20 protein-coding genes are annotated in these 16,712 nt (G+C 59.2%); 12 read left to right on the forward strand and 8 right to left on the reverse strand.

Annotated features, from left to right (window positions below; all coding sequences use genetic code 11):
* The first annotated feature begins 152 nt into the window (after positions 1-152).
* The 5 genes from AC2FIP_RS13080 (at position 153) to AC2FIP_RS13100 (ending at position 3,671) form a co-directional block, all read left to right on the forward strand.
* Entirely contained in the window at positions 153-686 is a 534-nt protein-coding gene (locus AC2FIP_RS13080; protein ID WP_496697518.1) for an invasion associated locus B family protein, read from the forward strand.
* Between the two features lie 175 nt (positions 687-861).
* A complete protein-coding gene (locus AC2FIP_RS13085; protein ID WP_185956689.1) occupies positions 862-1,029 on the forward strand; it encodes a hypothetical protein in 168 nt (55 codons plus the stop codon).
* A gap of 144 nt (positions 1,030-1,173) precedes the next feature.
* On the forward strand, positions 1,174-1,551 hold the full coding sequence (locus AC2FIP_RS13090) for a lysozyme inhibitor LprI family protein (RefSeq protein WP_496713319.1): 378 nt from the start codon (positions 1,174-1,176) through the stop codon (positions 1,549-1,551).
* A 78-nt stretch (positions 1,552-1,629) separates the two neighbouring features.
* On the forward strand, positions 1,630-2,820 hold the full coding sequence (rlmN, locus tag AC2FIP_RS13095) for a dual-specificity RNA methyltransferase RlmN (protein WP_142637213.1): 1,191 nt from the start codon (positions 1,630-1,632) through the stop codon (positions 2,818-2,820).
* Between the two features lie 227 nt (positions 2,821-3,047).
* The gene (locus AC2FIP_RS13100; RefSeq protein WP_496786745.1) at positions 3,048-3,671 is read left to right on the forward strand and encodes a cytochrome P460 family protein; all 624 of its coding nucleotides are present in this window, start codon (positions 3,048-3,050) and stop codon (positions 3,669-3,671) included.
* A gap of 7 nt (positions 3,672-3,678) precedes the next feature.
* On the opposite strand, the gene AC2FIP_RS13105 is transcribed toward AC2FIP_RS13100, so the two are convergent.
* Both AC2FIP_RS13105 and AC2FIP_RS13110 read right to left on the reverse strand, forming a co-directional pair.
* Positions 3,679-4,017, reverse strand: coding sequence for a hypothetical protein (locus tag AC2FIP_RS13105; RefSeq protein ID WP_496786747.1), 339 nt, complete (start codon positions 4,015-4,017; stop codon positions 3,679-3,681).
* Positions 4,014-4,934, reverse strand: a complete 921-nt coding sequence (locus AC2FIP_RS13110; RefSeq protein WP_496786749.1) for a DnaJ C-terminal domain-containing protein — start codon at positions 4,932-4,934, stop codon at positions 4,014-4,016. The genes AC2FIP_RS13105 and AC2FIP_RS13110 overlap by 4 nt, the downstream gene beginning before the upstream one ends.
* 160 nt (positions 4,935-5,094) lie before the next feature.
* Here AC2FIP_RS13110 and AC2FIP_RS13115 point away from each other — a divergent pair, with 160 nt between their 5' ends.
* Positions 5,095-5,478 carry a hypothetical protein gene (locus tag AC2FIP_RS13115; protein WP_496750331.1) on the forward strand — a complete coding sequence of 128 codons (384 nt, stop codon included), beginning with the start codon at positions 5,095-5,097 and terminating at the stop codon, positions 5,476-5,478.
* Here the strand turns inward: AC2FIP_RS13115 and AC2FIP_RS13120 are convergent, their stop codons facing one another.
* Both AC2FIP_RS13120 and AC2FIP_RS13125 read right to left on the reverse strand, forming a co-directional pair.
* Positions 5,479-6,579 (reverse strand): cystathionine gamma-lyase, encoded by a 1,101-nt coding sequence (locus AC2FIP_RS13120; RefSeq protein ID WP_496786752.1) that lies wholly within the window; start codon positions 6,577-6,579, stop codon positions 5,479-5,481. It lies immediately after the preceding gene.
* Positions 6,580-7,422, reverse strand: a complete 843-nt coding sequence (locus AC2FIP_RS13125; protein ID WP_496786754.1) for an LOG family protein — start codon at positions 7,420-7,422, stop codon at positions 6,580-6,582.
* Positions 7,423-7,501: 79 nt separating this feature from the next.
* Between AC2FIP_RS13125 and AC2FIP_RS13130 the strand changes: the two genes are divergently transcribed.
* Together AC2FIP_RS13130 and dapD are read left to right on the forward strand one after the other, a co-directional pair.
* Positions 7,502-8,419, forward strand: a complete 918-nt coding sequence (locus tag AC2FIP_RS13130) for a threonine/serine dehydratase (RefSeq protein ID WP_496786756.1) — start codon at positions 7,502-7,504, stop codon at positions 8,417-8,419.
* Positions 8,420-8,527: 108 nt separating this feature from the next.
* On the forward strand, positions 8,528-9,355 hold the full coding sequence (gene dapD, locus AC2FIP_RS13135) for a 2,3,4,5-tetrahydropyridine-2,6-dicarboxylate N-succinyltransferase (RefSeq protein ID WP_271949578.1): 828 nt from the start codon (positions 8,528-8,530) through the stop codon (positions 9,353-9,355).
* Positions 9,356-9,419: 64 nt separating this feature from the next.
* Here the strand turns inward: dapD and AC2FIP_RS13140 are convergent, their stop codons facing one another.
* On the reverse strand, positions 9,420-9,755 hold the full coding sequence (locus tag AC2FIP_RS13140; RefSeq protein WP_142637196.1) for a cupin domain-containing protein: 336 nt from the start codon (positions 9,753-9,755) through the stop codon (positions 9,420-9,422).
* 117 nt (positions 9,756-9,872) lie between these two features.
* Here AC2FIP_RS13140 and AC2FIP_RS13145 point away from each other — a divergent pair, with 117 nt between their 5' ends.
* Positions 9,873-10,217: a DUF8846 family protein gene (locus AC2FIP_RS13145; RefSeq protein WP_039539567.1), complete on the forward strand. Its 345-nt coding sequence runs from the start codon at positions 9,873-9,875 to the stop codon at positions 10,215-10,217.
* Here AC2FIP_RS13145 and AC2FIP_RS13150 read toward each other — a convergent pair.
* On the reverse strand, positions 10,214-11,272 hold the full coding sequence (locus AC2FIP_RS13150) for a transporter substrate-binding domain-containing protein (RefSeq protein ID WP_496689957.1): 1,059 nt from the start codon (positions 11,270-11,272) through the stop codon (positions 10,214-10,216). The two genes, AC2FIP_RS13145 and AC2FIP_RS13150, sit on opposite strands and share 4 nt — an antisense overlap.
* A gap of 208 nt (positions 11,273-11,480) precedes the next feature.
* Between AC2FIP_RS13150 and dapE the strand changes: the two genes are divergently transcribed.
* From dapE to rnr, 3 genes are read left to right on the forward strand one after another with little or no spacing between them, the layout of a single operon-like run.
* Positions 11,481-12,620, forward strand: a complete 1,140-nt coding sequence (gene dapE / locus AC2FIP_RS13155) for a succinyl-diaminopimelate desuccinylase (protein WP_496786758.1) — start codon at positions 11,481-11,483, stop codon at positions 12,618-12,620.
* 3 nt (positions 12,621-12,623) lie between these two features.
* Positions 12,624-13,199 (forward strand): TIGR04282 family arsenosugar biosynthesis glycosyltransferase, encoded by a 576-nt coding sequence (locus AC2FIP_RS13160; RefSeq protein WP_496786760.1) that lies wholly within the window; start codon positions 12,624-12,626, stop codon positions 13,197-13,199.
* Positions 13,200-13,247: 48 nt separating this feature from the next.
* The gene (gene rnr / locus AC2FIP_RS13165) at positions 13,248-15,509 is read left to right on the forward strand and encodes a ribonuclease R (protein WP_496786762.1); all 2,262 of its coding nucleotides are present in this window, start codon (positions 13,248-13,250) and stop codon (positions 15,507-15,509) included.
* A 31-nt stretch (positions 15,510-15,540) separates the two neighbouring features.
* Here rnr and AC2FIP_RS13170 read toward each other — a convergent pair whose 3' ends face one another.
* Both AC2FIP_RS13170 and AC2FIP_RS13175 read right to left on the reverse strand, forming a co-directional pair.
* A complete protein-coding gene (locus AC2FIP_RS13170; RefSeq protein ID WP_281995448.1) occupies positions 15,541-15,939 on the reverse strand; it encodes a DUF1801 domain-containing protein in 399 nt (132 codons plus the stop codon).
* Complete coding sequence (locus AC2FIP_RS13175; RefSeq protein ID WP_496786764.1) at positions 15,936-16,634, reverse strand: glutathione S-transferase family protein; 699 nt, start codon at positions 16,632-16,634, stop codon at positions 15,936-15,938. Before AC2FIP_RS13175 ends, AC2FIP_RS13170 begins: the two co-directional genes overlap by 4 nt.
* Between the last annotated feature and the right edge of the window lie 78 nt (positions 16,635-16,712).

Raw genomic sequence — 16,712 nt, forward strand, 5'->3', positions numbered from 1 at the left:
AACTGCCAACCGCCCTTTCGCCTATGGCGAAACTTGCGATAGTGTGTGTATGTCGGCAATCACCGGAAGACGCAACTTACAGACGAACCGTCAGGGTTCGCGAGCCATTCCGGTGGGTATGAGGTATTAGGTCGAGCTAGGAGGCTGGACAGATGGGATCAAAGCTCGTCCGCGTAATCGCGGGCCTGTGCGTGGCAGGGATGACAACGGCTGCAACCGCTCAGCAGGCAGACAGCACCAATAGAGTATCCGTAAACACCGACTGGAGTGTGTTTGTGGAAAAGGACCCAACCGAATGCTGGAGCGTTGCAACGCCGGATGAAACCGTCAACACGCGCGGCGGGCGCGTTGTTTCGGTAAGGCGCAGCGACATCCTGCTGTTTGTCGTGTTCAGACCTGATCCCGATGTGAAGGGGCGCGTCTCATTCACCGGGGGCTATCCGTTTGCCGCGGGATCGACCGTATCTGTATCCATCGACGGAAACAGCTTCGAATTCAGCACCGAAGGCGAATGGGCCTGGCCCGCGTCAGAGGGTGATGACCAAAAAGTAATCGCTGCCATGAAGAGCGGTACCGAAGCAGTGCTGACCGCCCGGTCCGAACGCGGTACTCAGACCAAAGATACTTTCTCATTGCTGGGCTTCACAGCCGCTTTAGACGACGCCGAGAAACGCTGTACCAACTGAGCGCGCCAGCGCTCGGGCAGTGGCCCGGCTTGCAAAGTGGTGCCAGTTTCGCAGGATAGGACCGCCCTCCTTCATAGCTTAACTTAACGTCATCTATAAATTTGATCTGCGTCAATGCTCCGTGCTCTGAAATACTGAACTAATCGGTTCAAGCAGAGAGAAAAGGAGAGCATCGATGCAGAAGAAAGTTTTGGGCCTGTTTGTGCTGACCGCCGTCGTATTGCTGAGCGCTTGTGATAAATCCGCTGAGACATACCCGGTTTCGGGAGAGCAATGTGGGCCAAACGATCCGGTCAAAACGCTGGACGCCGAGGATTGCTTTATTCCACCAGCAGGTGCGTGATCCAGTACGGCTGGCCTGGAAACGTCCGGGCGGCATAAGAGTTCGAATGACCGCGGGGTTGATCCCCCCGCGGTTTTTTGTAACCTCTGGCGTCGCTGTGCTAAGCTGAACGCGTTAGTCTAACGACCCTTCGAGGAGTATGTCATGCGTTTGGTGATACTGGCTGTATTAACCCCCACGTTGGCTGTGGCGGATCCTGCAATGGAATGCACGAACGCAAGTTCACAAGTCGAAATCGGATCTTGCGTTGCCAGTATGGAAGCGGGGGTTGAGGCCGCGCTGACCGATAGTTTTGGCTTTGCCATGGATGCAGCCAACGCGTTGGACGAGGTGACCGGACGGACAAGCGCGGCGCCTGCGATGGAGGCGGCGCAAAGCGCCTGGGTCGGGTATCGTGATGCGCAGTGCGAGGCGGTCGGCGCGTCTTTTGGTGGCGGGTCGGGAACCGGCATTGGTATCACCTCTTGCCGGATTGAATTGGGGCGCTTGCGGATTGACGAATTGTTGCGTTTTGCAAATTAGGCGCGACGAATTCTTTTGATCTTTGCGCGCAGTCCTATATAGAGGCGCATTCCAAGCCAGAATCTTCGAGACCCACCTATGTCGCCCAAAGCGCCGATCACTCAAGACGTCATGACCATCCCCCGCAAATTGCCGGAGGGGAAGGTGAACCTTGTCGGGTTGACCCGGGATCGCCTGCGCGAGACCCTGATCGAACACGGCACGCCTGAAAAACAGGCCAAGATGCGCACGGGCCAGATCTGGCAGTGGATTTACCAATGGGGTGTGCGCGACTTTGCCGAAATGACCAATCTGGCCAAAGCCTATCGCACCCAGCTGGCCGAGCATTTCGTGATCGAAATCCCCGAGGTTGTGACCCGACAGGTGTCCGAGGATGGCACACGCAAGTATCTGGTCCGTATTGCTGGCGGCCATGAGGTCGAGGTGGTCTATATTCCCGAGGACGATCGCGGCACGCTGTGTATCTCGTCTCAGGTCGGTTGCACGCTGACTTGTTCCTTCTGCCATACAGGCACGCAGAAACTGGTGCGCAACCTGACGGCGGCGGAAATTGTCGGTCAGGTGATGATGGCGCGGGATGATCTTGACGAGTGGCCGGTACCGGGTGCGCCCAAGGACGAAACCCGCCTGCTGTCGAACATCGTTCTGATGGGTATGGGCGAGCCTCTTTACAATTTTGAGAACGTCCGTGACGCGATGAAAATCGCGATGGACCCCGAAGGTATCTCGCTGTCTCGCCGCCGGATTACCCTGTCGACATCGGGCGTGGTGCCCGAGATCGCGCGTACCGCGCAGGAAATTGGCTGCCTGCTGGCAATTTCGTTCCACGCGACGACCAATGAAGTCCGCGATGTGCTGGTGCCGATCAACAAACGCTGGAATATCGAAGAGTTGCTGCAGGCTTTGGCCAGCTATCCCAAGGTTTCCAATTCGGAACGGATTACGTTTGAATACGTGATGCTTGATGGTGTGAATGACAGCGATGAGGATGCGCATCGTCTGATCGAACATATCAAGCGCCACAAAATCCCGGCCAAGATCAATCTGATCCCGTTCAACGAATGGCCCGGCGCGCCGTATAAGCGCAGCTCGAACAATCGTATTCGGGCTTTTGCCAATATCATCTATCAGGCCGGGTATGCCTCGCCCATCCGCAAGACGCGGGGCGAGGACATTATGGCGGCCTGCGGTCAGCTGAAATCGGCCACCGAACGCGCCCGTAAATCGCGCAAGCAGATTGAGGCCGAGGCCGGTCTCGACCGCGGATAAGCGGCTGAATAGAAGGGCGTCGCAAAATTAATTTTTGGGGCGCTGTCTATCGAATGCAAAATTTGATATGTTTCATTGGCTAGGTGTGGATGCACCAGGCTCACTTGCGCACAATAGGGTGAGTTCGGTGGCTGGTATGTGGCAAATTCGTTCACGGCGGCTACCTTGTATTTCAGCTCCGTGTGCCGATTGCGGCATAACAGGTTACGAGTTGGGTTATCTTTATGATGTTTCGATTGAAAATCCCGTGCTTTAATTTTGTTTTAGTTTTGGCTTGTGCGGCCGTAGCCGTAACTGATGCTGTTGCGCAGTCAAATGATGAGGATGCTCATCTGGCTATCGAAAATCCGGCTGATCTGACCAAGGACGACGCGCGTGAAATTTATGACTCGTTGCAGCGCCGGATGGCACGCGGCTATGCCGCAGCGCAGTTGGATCTGCTTCTGAATTACCAAAACTGGCCGCTGTTCAACGATGCGCCCTATATATCTGAAACCCATGGTCGGCGATTTGTGAACAGCTATGCAAACCGGATGGCGTATAATTATGCAACCCTGACGGAAGGCGAAAAGCTTCCGGTGGGGTCTGTGCTGGCCAAGGACAGCGTGACCGTTACGGATGAGGGGAAAAGCCATCCCGGCGCGATGTTCGTCATGCAGAAACTGGCCGAGGGCGCCAACCCTGCTACGGCTGACTGGCGCTATATCATGGTCATGCCGGACGGGTCATTGTTTGGGGACACGATGGGGGATCGCGCCAACGCAGTTGCGTATTGCCACGACTGCCACGAGGCGGTTGCCGACCGAGATTACACATTCTTTGTTCCCGAAGAATATCTAGTCGACAATTAGGCCGCTCTCACCCGAATCTCGCGGTGCCGATCACTTTGATCAGCTGCTGACGAACCGGATCTGGCTGCGCTGCGACGGCGTTCAGGACCTCGCGCAGCTCCGCGCGCAGCCCATGCATCTGGTCGATCAGGGAAATCATCATCGACACTGCGTCTGCCTCCATTTCGTATTGGTCGTGCAACTCGCAGGCCAACTCCAGCCGGGCAACGTCGAGGCTGTGATAGACCAATCCGTGATCTGTTTGTTCGGGGATCACGATTTCGGCGGCCAGATATTCTGTCAATCGGGTCGAAGTCAGCCGGGCTACGGCGGTGATCAGTTCCTCTTCGGTCAGGGTGCGGGTCATGACGGCATTCCTTTGCGTGGGTCATAGCGGTGGGTTTCTCGCCATGAATCCATAAATTGCCTCAACTCATCATCGATTTGATCGGGCATTGAAATGGTCAGCTCGATCAACTGGTCGCCCCGTTCGGCCGAGCCGCGCTTCTTGACGCCCTTACCCCGCAGGCGCAGGGTTTTGCCGCTGCTGGTTCCGGCCGGGACGGTCACGTTTACACCCCCATCGATCGTGGGCGCCGCCACTTTGCCGCCCAGCACCGCCTCATCAATCGTGATGGGCAGCGTGATGTGAATGTCATTTCCCTGACGGTCGAATACCGGATGATCCGCGACCGATACTGTCACCAGCGCATCGCCGCGCGGCCCCTCACCATAGCCAGCGGCACCCTTGCCCCGCAGGCGAATGGTCTGACCGCTTGTGATCCCTGCGGGTATCTTGACTTCGATCCGGTCCCCATCCGGCAGGGTCAGCTTCTGGCTGGCGCCGAATACCGCATCCAGAAAGCTGATCTGAAGCGTGAAGTTCAGATTGTGGCCGGGCGCGTGAAACTCGCGGCCGCCTTGCCCACCAAATCCGCCGCGACCCCGCATGAATTCGGCAAATATATCCGACATGTCGTCCGGGTCCGTCGCCTGCCCGCGATAGGGGTTGCCGGCGGCTTCGGCGTAATCGCGATAGTATTGCTGTTGCGGGCGTTCCTGTCCCGAGGCATCAATCTCACCATTGTCATAGCGTTTGCGCGTCTCAGGATCTTTCAACAGATCATAGGCCGCGGCGGCGGCCTTGAACTTGGCTTCGGCCTCGGCGTCCCCGGGTTTCAAGTCCGGATGGCATTCCTTGGCAATACGCCGATACGCTTTTTTGATTTCAGCGTCGCTGGCATCTTTGGCCACGCCAAGTGCGGCATAGGGATCGTCGCTCATCTCACCTCTCATGGATGGGGGAAGGGCTGATCATGATGAAGGTATTTTATCACGTGATTTCAACAGGTCAAAAAGAACCGGTGGCTAAATCGGTTCGCAAGTTTCGTAATCTCTGATACTATCAGGCTGTTTCATATTATTCATTGACGGAGATCAGCCGATGACGCGCAGACTTAAATCGGTTCTGGCCTTGCTGGCGGGCAATGCCATTGGGTTAATGTTGGCCGCTTTGCTACTGACCGGTTTTGCAATCAAGCCGATTTCATTCATCGTTGTGGTGATCGTCTTCACGCTGGTGCAGGTGGTGGCCGAGCCGCTGATCCTGAAGTTGGGTGAGAAAAGGGCGCCTTCGTTGAAAGGCGGGATCGCGTTGATCGTGACCTTTGTCGGCCTGCTTGTGACCGATCTGGTGACCAATGGGCTGACGGTTGGCGGAATTTCCAACCTGCTGGCTGCGACATTGCTGGTCTGGCTGGGCGCGCTGATCGCCAGCGTCGTGCTGCCGATCTACGTGTTCACCGAGCTGCGCGCGCCCAAAAAGTAATTACAGCGCGTTCAGGCTGGCATCGATTGCCTGCCAAAGCTCAACCACCGGCTCGCATCCCACAGACAGACGGACAAAAGCGGGGTCAACGTCGTCGCCCCAACGGGCGCGGCGCTCGGCCGAGCTATGAACGCCGCCAAAAGACGTCGCAGGGCGCAGCATTGGACAGGTGTTGATGAAGGTTTCGGCCTTGGCCTGGGTTTCCAACGTGATCGAAAGCAGGAATCCGAACCGCGTGGTCTGAGCCTGTGCCAAGGTGTAGGATGGGTCGCCCGGCAGGCCGGGATAGCGGATGTCTTTCACAGCCAGATGCGCCGCCAACCGTTCTGCCAACACCTGGGCCGAGCTGCACATCCGGTCGAACCGAACATCCAGTGTTTCCAGCCCACGATGCAGCAACCAAGCCTCGTGCGGACCGGGGATCGCGCCAGAGACACGCCGCCATTCCTCGACCCGCTCCATGACATCTGTATTGCGGCTGGCCACATGGCCCATCAGCAGATCGGAATGCCCACCCATGGCCTTGGTGTCCGAGGACACGACGATATCTACGCCCACATCCAAAGGACGCTGGCCCAGTGGTGTCATGGTTGTGTTGTCAGCAATGGTGATCCCACCAGCTGCGCGCACGGACGACGCGATGGCTGGCAGGTCCATCATATCCAGACCAGGGTTCGAGGGGCTTTCGACAAAGACCACATCGATGCCGTCGAACCCGCCTTCGGAAAAGGCGGTTGTCGGGCGTTCTGTCACGATGACACCCAGACCAGACAGAAATCGGTCGGCCAGCACGCGAGTGACGTAATAGCCATCCGACGGGATCAGGATGCGCGACCCGGCTTTGACCGTGGCAAACAACGCGGCCGAGATCGCCGCCATGCCCGACGGGAAAGCCAGGCAGGGGGCGTCTTCAAGATGGGCGAGAACCTGTTCCAGATGTTCCCAGGTTGGGTTGTTGACGCGACCGTAGAAATCATGCCCGTCCGGTGCGCCGGGCAGGTGAAACATACTGCTTTGGGTCAGGGGCAGGGCCACGGGCTCGCCCTTGGTCAGTGCGTTGCCCCGCAGATGCAGCATTTCGCCGGTCTTGCGCCCCATCATTTAGCGCCCCGGTATTTCGTCACGGGGCGGGGTGGGTTCCCATTTATCGATTATGTCGACCGCCTCTTGCGCGGTATCGACGAACCGGAACAGGTCCAGATCCTCGTCCGAGATGGTGCCGGCGTCGGCCAGCGCCTCCCAGTTGATGACCTTTTCCCAGAACGCGCGACCGAATAGCAGGAAGGGCACACGCTCCATACGGCCGGTTTGAATCAGGGTCAGGGACTCGAACAGCTCATCCATGGTGCCAAAGCCGCCGGGGAAGATGGTGATGGCGCGGGCGCGCATCAGGAAATGCATCTTGCGGATGGCGAAATAGTGGAAGTTAAAGCTGAGCTCGGGCGTAACGTACAGGTTCGGTGCCTGTTCATGCGGCAGCACAATGTTCAGGCCGATGGAACAGCCGTTCGCATCCTGCGCGCCGCGGTTACCAGCCTCCATCACGCCGGGGCCACCGCCGGTGACGATCACATTTTCGCGCCCGCCGGTCTCGTTCGATTTCACGGTCATCAAACGGGCGAACTCACGCGCCTCGTCGTAATATTCCGACAGCCCGGCCAGCGTTTGTGTCCGCGCGGTGTGTTTCTGTGACGGCTCAGGGATACGCGCGCCGCCGAACATGACGATGGTCGAGGTGATCTCACGCTCGGTCATGATCATCTCGGGCTTGAGCAGTTCCAGCTGCAGGCGCACCGGGCGCAGCTCGTCCCGGCACAGGAAATCCTCATCGGCAAAGGCAAGGCGATAGGCGGGTGAGCGGGTTTGCGGGGTGTCGGGTACCTCGCTTGCGGTCGAACGGTCGGTCTGCGCGTCGCGAAACGGGCTGAGGCGGTCTTCTCTCATGGGGTAACGATCCCTGCTTGCGTGTTTTCCAAACAGCTATAGGGTTCGGGCGCAGAGTGCCAGTCACGGAAAGATGAGAATGAATTGGAAGAGCGAAATACTGGCGGCACAGCACCGCATAACCGGCTATGCACAAGTGACGCCAGTCATGGAAAGCCGTGTCTTGGGTCTGGATTATTCGGTGGAAATGAAGCTGGAGCATATGCAGCACACCGGCAGTTTCAAGGCGCGCGGGGCGTTTAACACTCTGATCAGTTCGGATGTGCCCGAGGCCGGGGTTGTGGCCGCATCGGGTGGCAATCACGGCGCAGCGGCCGCCTTTGCCGCGCAGGCGCTGGGCTATCCGGCCAAGATTTTCGTGCCCGAACTGGCTGGGCCATCCAAGATCGCGCTGATCGAACAGACCGGCGCGGATTTGAGCGTGATGCCGGGTGAATATGCCAACGCCTTGACAGCCGCGCGGGCGCATGAGGAGGCCACGGGCGCGATGCAGATCCATGCCTATGACGCGCCTGCAACCGTTGCTGGACAGGGCACTTGCTTTGCCGAGTGGGAGGCGCAGGGCCTGCAGGCCGATACCGTATTGATCGCGGTGGGCGGTGGCGGCCTGATCGCCGGGGCGCTGGCCTGGCTGCAAGGCACGCGCAATGTCGTGGCGGTTGAGCCGGAAACCTCCTGCGCGCTGAATGCAGCCCTGCAGGCGGGAGAACCGGTGGATGTGTCCGTCTCGGGCATTGCGGCAAATGCGCTGGGCGCGCGGCGGATCGGCTCGATTTGTTTCGATCTGGCACAGGGCGTGCAATCGGTTCTGGTCAGTGATGAGGCCATCGCGCAGGCGCAGCAGGCCTTGTGGCGGGCGCATCGCGTTCTGGTGGAACCAGCGGGTGCAACAGCCTTGGCTGCGCTGCTATCGGGGGCTTACACGCCAGAGCCGGGCGAACGGGTGGCGGTGCTGATCTGTGGTGGAAACATCTCACCGGACCCTCTGCCCGGCTGAAACCGCAACAAACAGCCGCAAAGCGCGCGCTCAGCGTCGCATTGCAGCCAGTCCGTCGCTTGCGTATAGGCAACACAAGCGTGAATAGAATCTGCAGGGAGCCGCCAAATGTCCAACGCGCAACTGGAAGCCGCCATCGAAGCCGCCTGGGAGGCGCGAGATGCCATCACCCCCGCCACCACCGGCGAGACACGCGAAGCGATCGAAGATACGCTGAATGCGCTGGACAGCGGGTCGCTGCGGGTCGCGGAAAAGCAAGACAGCGGCGACTGGCATGTGAACCAGTGGGCGAAAAAAGCGGTTCTGCTGGGCTTTCGCATCAAGGATATGGAAATCCAGACCGGCGGCGCTCAGGACGGCGGCTGGTGGGACAAGGTGGACAGCAAGTTCGCGGGTTGGGGTGAAAACCAATGGCGGGCCGCTGGCTTTCGCGCGGTGCCGAATTGCGTCGTTCGCAAATCCGCCTTTATTGCGCCCGGCGTGGTTCTGATGCCGTCATTTGTGAACCTGGGTGCCTATGTGGACGAGGGCACAATGGTTGATACTTGGGCCACCGTCGGTTCATGCGCGCAGATCGGCAAGAACGTCCATCTGTCGGGCGGTGTTGGGATCGGCGGCGTTCTGGAACCGATGCAGGCGGGTCCGACCATCATCGAAGACAACTGCTTTATCGGCGCGCGGTCCGAAGTGGTCGAAGGCTGCATCGTGCGCGAAGGCTCGGTTCTGGGCATGGGCGTGTTCATTGGCAAATCGACCAAGATCGTCGACCGCGAAACCGGCGAGGTCACCTATGGTGAAGTTCCGCCCTATTCGGTGGTTGTTGCGGGCTCGATGCCGTCCAAGAACAACATCAACCTCTACTGCGCCGTGATCGTGAAACGGGTGGATGAAAAGACCCGCTCGAAAACCGGGATCAACGAGCTGCTGCGCGACTAATACTGGGCGCGGATCAAACAAGGGGGCTGCAGCGCGATCCGCTGCGGCCCTTTTTTGTTATCGCTTACCCTTTGACCGGATAGCGGTCCGGTTCTTCGAACACATCAATGACGCGCGACCCGGCTTTGATCTTGCCGCCATGCTCCACTCCTGCGGGGATCGAATAGCTGTCACCGGGGCCATAGCTCTTGGTTTCATCGCCAATGGTCAGCTCAATCTCACCTTCGACCACAGTTCCCCATTGTGCCAGATGGGAATGAAGGGGCAGTTCGAAATCCTGAAGAAAGGTAAAAAACGCCACCAGCCCCGCGTCTGATCTGATCACGGCCGTTTGCACCACATCTTCGGGGAAGGGCACGTCGAGGCTTGGGAATCCTGTGATGAAATCCGGATAAGTCATGGCAACGTCCTTTTGTGATCGGTGTCAGTTTACTGTGGGCACTATGGCGGCACAGGCGATCCACTGCAATTCCCCGGCTGCTTGACCGCAGGCAGGTGCGCGGCTATGGCCCCTTGCATGGAAAAGCAAAAGAAACCTTCGCGTCAGCAGGTCTATACCCTGCTTGTGCAGATCGGTCGCAAGGATGGCGATGGCCTGCCCGACGGCGCAACCGGGGCGGCATTGATGTGTTTTGCCAGCGGCGTCGACGAGGCCGAGGCCGTGCGCGAAACGGTGGCGATCCTGAAACAGGCAGATACCGCGCCTTTGGATGTCACAGGCTATGGCACTTTGGCCGAACGTGAGGCGCAAGGTCACGAGATCGACCCGGATGAACGGGCCCTAATGCAGCGCGCACTGGATGAAAATGCAGTGATCGTGGCGCAGATGACCCCGTTTTTCGGGGATGAAGAGACGGCTTAGTTCCGCGCCCCAAACCACTTGCGATAAATCTCGTCATAGGTGCCGTCTTCGCGCAGCGCCAGCAGCGCCTGGTTGACGTCTTCGACCAGCGGGGACCCGGTAGGGAAGGCAATGCCGTAATTCTCGCGCAGGAATATACCGCCTGTCATCGAGGCGATCCGGCGGCCTTCATGGGCGGCGAAATAGGACAGGATCGGCGCGTCGAACACGATGGCGTCCAATTCCTCGTTGCGAAAGGCTTCAAGCATGGGGTCGAGACCATCATAGTTGGTAAACTCGATCTCGCGGCGGTTCAGAAAGTTAGCAGCGGTTGAATTCGAGATTGTTCCGACCTCTTTGCCGTAAAGGTCATTTATCGAATTCACGCTGCCACTGATTGCATCCACTGTCATGACCGAGGTGATCCGCGCAGTGAAGACCGAGACGATAAACAGCGAAGATACAACCAGCACTACACCCAGAATTCGACCAAATGGCGTGCGCGGCATTCGTTCCTCAAACCCGCCATTGACCACCAGATTCAAGGCCCACCAGAATGAGGGGAACCAGGCCTCGTCTAGCTTGCGGTCGAAATAGGGCTGCGAGCGGCGCTCGAACACCCACATCAGCATGCCGCCGCCAAGAAGGATGGCAAAGGCAAGCCCGATAGCAATGAACAATTCGCGCGACAGTAACGCATGTAGCAGTGACGGGCGGCGCACCGCGTCCGATGGCACCATGATCTGCAAACCAGCCTCGAAAATCGGCTGGCTGAAGTCCATCTGCGTTTCTCGCGAGGCAGTGATCGAGATATTGGCGATGGCCAGATCGGCGGATCTGTCCTGCACTGCGCCCAGCATGTCGCCAAAGGCGTCGGAACGTTGGATGGAATAGTCCCAATTCAGGGATTCAGCCAACGCCTCAAGCAGGTCCATCGAGAATCCGGTTTGGGCTCCATCTTCGACAAAAGAAAACGGAGGCCGTGTCACGGTCGAAACCGTCAGCGTCTGGGCCTGGCTTTGCTGGCCGAGAACGGCGAAAGTCAGGCAGATCAATGCGAAAAGAGCACGTGTCATCGTAAAATCACCTGTTTCGCGGCCCTCTAGCGCATATTCGAACCGGCAGACAAGGCAATCGCAGCGTAAGGCCCCATGTTTTCCGGGGGTGTCAGTTCGATACAAGGTGGAAAAAGCCCGCGGTTTCTGGCCTGTTGGGGTTGGCAATCGGGCCAATTCGTTGAATCTGTGCACGAACCTGAAAGAAATTTTATGGAAAGGGCCTACCATGACAGATCCGATTGCGTTGACGGCCGACCTGATCCGTTGCCCATCGGTCACACCTGAAGAAGGCGGTGCCCTTGTCCTGCTGCAGGATGTCCTGTCACAGGCGGGGTTTGATTGTACCCGTGTTGATCGCGCCGGCATCAGCAATCTGTTTGCGCGATGGGGTGCAAAAGGTCACGCCCGAAGCTTTGGTTTCAACGGTCACACCGATGTTGTTCCAGTGGGCGACGAGGCCGCTTGGACCACACCGCCTTTCGGGGCAGAAATCCGGGAAGGGTTCATGTATGGGCGCGGGACCACTGACATGAAATCGGGTGTGGCGGCCTTTGCAGCGGCGGCAGTGGATTTTGTACGCGACACGCCGCCCGACGGGGCCATCATCCTGACGATCACGGGTGACGAAGAGGCTGATGCGCTGCATGGCACCACCGCCCTGCTTGACCATATGGATCAATGCGGCGAGCGGATGAGCGTCTGCCTGGTCGGTGAACCCACCTGCCCGAACAGGATGGGTGAAATGATGAAGATTGGCCGTCGCGGCTCGATGACCGCCTGGTTTACCGTAACAGGTGTGCAGGGCCATTCGGCCTATCCGCACCAGGCAAAGAACCCACTACCCGCCATGGCCCGGCTGATGGACAGGCTGGCCAGTCACGAGTTGGACCAGGGCACCGACCATTTCGATGCCTCGACGCTGGCGGTTGTGGCGATCGACACCGGCAATTCCGCCACAAATGTCATCCCGGCACAGTGCAGCGGGGCGGTGAACATCCGGTTCAACGACCTGCATTCCGGCGCCAGCCTCAGTGATTGGCTGCAAGCGCAGGCGCGCGATGTGGCCACCGCGTTTGGTGTCGAAATTGACGTGCGTATCAAGATATCGGGCGAGAGCTTTCTGACCCCTCCTGGCCCTCTGTCGGAATTGGTGGCCAAAGCGGTTGCGGCTGAAACCGGGTTCACGCCCGAGATGTCGACAACCGGAGGTACTTCGGACGCACGTTTCGTCAAAGATCATTGTCCGGTTGTCGAATTTGGTTTGGTCGGCAAAACCATGCATCAGGTGGATGAATGCGTTGAGGTGGCGCAGATTGAACAGCTCAAGGCGGTCTATACCCGTATCCTGACCGACTATTTTTCCTGATTCATGCAACGCACCCTGGTGATCATGGTGAAAGAACCGCGCCCAGGCCGTGTCAAAACCCGGTTGGGGCGCGATATCGGTATGGTCGGTGCGGCGTGGTGGTTTCGGCATCAGACCCGCTCTTTGATCCGGCGCCTGCGCGATCCGCGCTGGCAGATCGTGCTGGCGGTCTCGCCGGACCGCGAAGGGCTGAACAGCCGCATCTGGCCCGCTGATCTGCCACGTGCGCCACAGGGGTCTGGGGATCTGGGCGATCGTATGGGGCGGATGCTGCGGGAAATGCCAACAGGGCCAGTCTGTCTGATCGGTGCGGATATCCCGGGGGTTACACGGGGGCATATCGCGCGCGCGTTCCGGGCATTGGGGCGCAACCAGATGGTGTTTGGTCCGGCCCCGGATGGCGGATATTGGCTGGTCGGGGCGCAACGCATTGGTGCCCTGCCGCACGGCCTGTTCCAAAACGTGCGCTGGTCGACGGAACATGCGCTGGCCGACACGCTGGCCTCGATCCCCGGATGCCGGGTGGCGATGCTGGATCAGCTGCGCGATGTCGATACGGTTGCCGATCTGCGAGCCTGACCCTTTTTTGGTCATGACGCCGCCGCATCTCCGTGATAGGCCGAAATCATGACTCGCATCCCTACCAAACAAGAGGTCCTCGATTGGATCTCGGCGAACCCCACCCTGACCTCGAAACGCGACATTGCTAAAGCCTTTGGCATCAAGGGCGCGGATCGGATCGACCTGAAACGGATCCTCAAGGAACTTGAGGCCGAAGGGCATCTGGAAAAGCGCAATCGCAGCTATCGTGACCCGGATCGTCTGCCGCCTGTCAGCGTGTTGCAAGTGAAGGCGCCGAATGCCGATGGTGATCTGTTCGCGCGCCCGCTGGAATGGCATGGCGAAGGGGTCGAGCCGGTTGTTCTGATGATCACCCGCGCCAGTGACCCGGCGCTGGGTGAAGGCGACCGGATTCTGGCCCGTCTGACCGTGGTGCATGAGGAAGACCATAATTACGAGGCCCGCCTGATCCGCCGGATCGGAACCAACCCGCGCAAGATCGTCGGTATCTTCCGCAAAGGGACCGAGGGCGGACGGATCGTGCCCATCGACAAGGCCGGACAGAACGAGTGGCTGGTCAATGAAGGTGCCGTACTGGGTGCAAAAGACGGTGAGTTGGTCGAGGCCGAACAGGCCGGACCCAAAACCCGCATGGGCCTGCCACGTGCCCGCATTGTCGAACGGCTGGGCGACCCGTCGGCCCCCAAGGCCGTGTCGCTGATCGCCATTCATCAGCATGGCATTCCCGATGACTTCCCCGACACAGTGATTGCAGAGGCCGACAAGGCCAAACCCGCTGGTCTGAAAGGGCGCGAAGACCTGCGCGATATGCCGCTGCTGACCATCGACCCCTCAGACGCGCGGGATCATGATGATGCCTGTTTCGCTCATGCTGACGATGATCCTAAGAACCCCGGGGGGCATGTTGTTTGGGTCGCCATTGCTGATGTCGCCGCCTATGTGCAGCCCGGTACGGCGCTGGATCGCGAAGCGCGCAAGCGGGGCAACTCCAGCTACTTCCCCGACCGCGTGGTGCCGATGCTGCCGGATCGGCTGTCCGGTGATTTGTGTTCGTTGCACGAAGGCGTCCCGCGCGCGTGTATCGCCGTACGGATGCAGGTCGACGCCGAGGGCAACAAGATCGGCCACCGGTTCGTGCGGGGGCTTATGCGCTCCGCCGCCTCGCTGCATTATGCCGAGGTGCAGGAGGCCATCGATGGTGCCCCCAATGACCGCACCGGGCCGCTGTTAGAGACCGCATTGAAGCCGCTCTATGCCGCGTATGCTGCGCTGAAAAAGGCGCGGGCTGTGCGGCAGCCGCTGGATCTGGACCTGCCGGAACGCAAGATCATCCTGAGCGATACGGGCGAAGTTCAAAGCGTGGCGTTCCGCGACCGTCTGGACGCGCATAAGCTGATCGAAGAGTTCATGATCCTCGCCAATGTCGCTGCGGCTGAAACCCTGATCGCCAAGCGCCGCCCGCTGCTGTTCCGTGTCCACGAAGAACCAGCACCCGAGAAGCTGGAAAGCCTGCGGGAAACGGCTCAGGCGGCGGGGTTGAATTTGGCCAAGGGGCAGGTGTTGCAGACCCGCCACCTGAACGCACTGCTGAATGCGGCAGCGGGCACCGAGGATGCAGAGTTGATCAACCTGACCACCCTGCGGTCGATGGCGCAGGCCTATTACAACGCTGAGAATTTCGGCCATTTCGGGCTGGCGCTGCGGAATTATGCGCATTTCACCTCGCCCATCCGGCGCTATGCCGACCTGATCGTGCACCGCGCGCTGATCTCGGCCCATGGCTGGGGCACCGATGGGCTGACCGAGGATGAGATCGCCCGGCTGGACGAAACTGCCACTCATATCTCGGATACCGAACGCCGCTCGATGATGGCGGAACGAGATACGACCGACCGGTATCTGGCGGCTTATCTGAGCGAGCGTGTTGGGACTGAGTTCTCGGGTCGGATCAGTGGTATCGCCCGGTTTGGGGCTTTCGTGAAAATGGACGAGACCGGCGCGGACGGTCTGGTACCGGTGCGATCCTTGGGGCGCGAGTTCTTCCATTTCGACCGCGAGGCCGGAACCCTGATGGGGTCGGACACCGGGCTGATCATAGCCATCGGCCAACGCGTCACCGTGCGTCTGACCGAGGCGACACCTGTGACGGGCGGGCTGGAGTTGGAGCTGTTGTCGATCGACGATCAGGCCCTGCCGACGGGGCGCGGAGGGGCATCCAAGCGCCCAACGCGACGCAAGGCAGTCAGCACCAAGCGCAAGAAGGACAAGATCAAACGCAAGGTGGAACGCAAACGCCGTCAGAAGTGAGTTCGCATCTCGGGAACAAGGCGCATGTAAGTCAGCCTTTTGCGGGAAGGTGATAGGTCAACGCGCGGGCTATCAGCCAGCCATGGCGGGTGGCGTCGATCTGATCCGGATCATCAAACAGAACTGCCCGGTTGCCGTCTATCCTATCTTCGCCCGGAAAGGCCGAGGTGAAATCGCCCATCAACCGGCTTTGGCAATGCACGAACAGGGCAAAGCGGGCCGCTTTGTGCCCGCCCAATCGGATCGTGGATCCCTTGGGCGCCAGATAGGCGGGCTGCCCCCAGCGCAATGCCTCTTGCAACGGCTGCGCGCGGGGCAACGAAGTGGCGGTTTCCAGGATCAACTGACGCAGCGCAAGCGCCCCGGCACGTGTGCCTTCGGGCAGGGCATGATAGGCCGCTGCCACTGCGGGATCGTCAAATTGTGTCATGACAGCGGTATCGCCTGCTCCATCCGGTCTATGTAGTCGCTCAACAGCTTATCCTGTTTGATCCGCTGGGTCAGCGGTGTATTGGCCGGCGTCGCGCGCATCGCGGCAAGCATGGGGGCCACGCTCATATCCACTGCGGTCGGGGTTTCTCCCATCAAATAGGTCGACTGCCATAGATAGGCCGAGATCGCCTCAAGATCGCGTTCCAGCCTGTCCTGACGTTCCGCATCTGAGAATCGAGAGACGCCCTGAAACCCCAATCCTGTAACAACGGTCTTGCGGATAGAATTGGCAATCGGTTTGCGGATCAGGGTGGGGATGCCTGTGAAAAAGGTCTTGTACAGGGTTGGCCAGACTTCGTCATTCGCCCAACGGTCCTGAACGATCTGAAAATACAAATGTTCCTCAGCCAGGCGGATCAGAGCACGAGATTGGGCTTTTTGCAGATCGCTCAGCCCGTGATCAAAATCGGTGCCTTGTGTCTCAAGCCAGTCGCGGATCAGGTCGCTGTCGGGGATCAGACGCTGGGGCGTGCGCAGAACCGGCAGCTTTTGATGCGGCATCTTGCGCGGGTCAAGAAGGTCAGATCGCTGCCAGCGTTGGCCCGATGTTTGCAGCATTAGTGCGGTTTTCACGCAAAACGGGCTGGCGCTGAACAGGCCAAAGGCAGAGGGGTAGGTCAAAAGGGTCAGCATCTTGGGCTCCATCATGGGGATATGTGATGGGTACGCCGGCCTAATGACAATTTCTGTCATTAGAGATAAAGTAACCTG

This window comes from Ruegeria sp. CDSB114 (assembly GCF_059611025.1).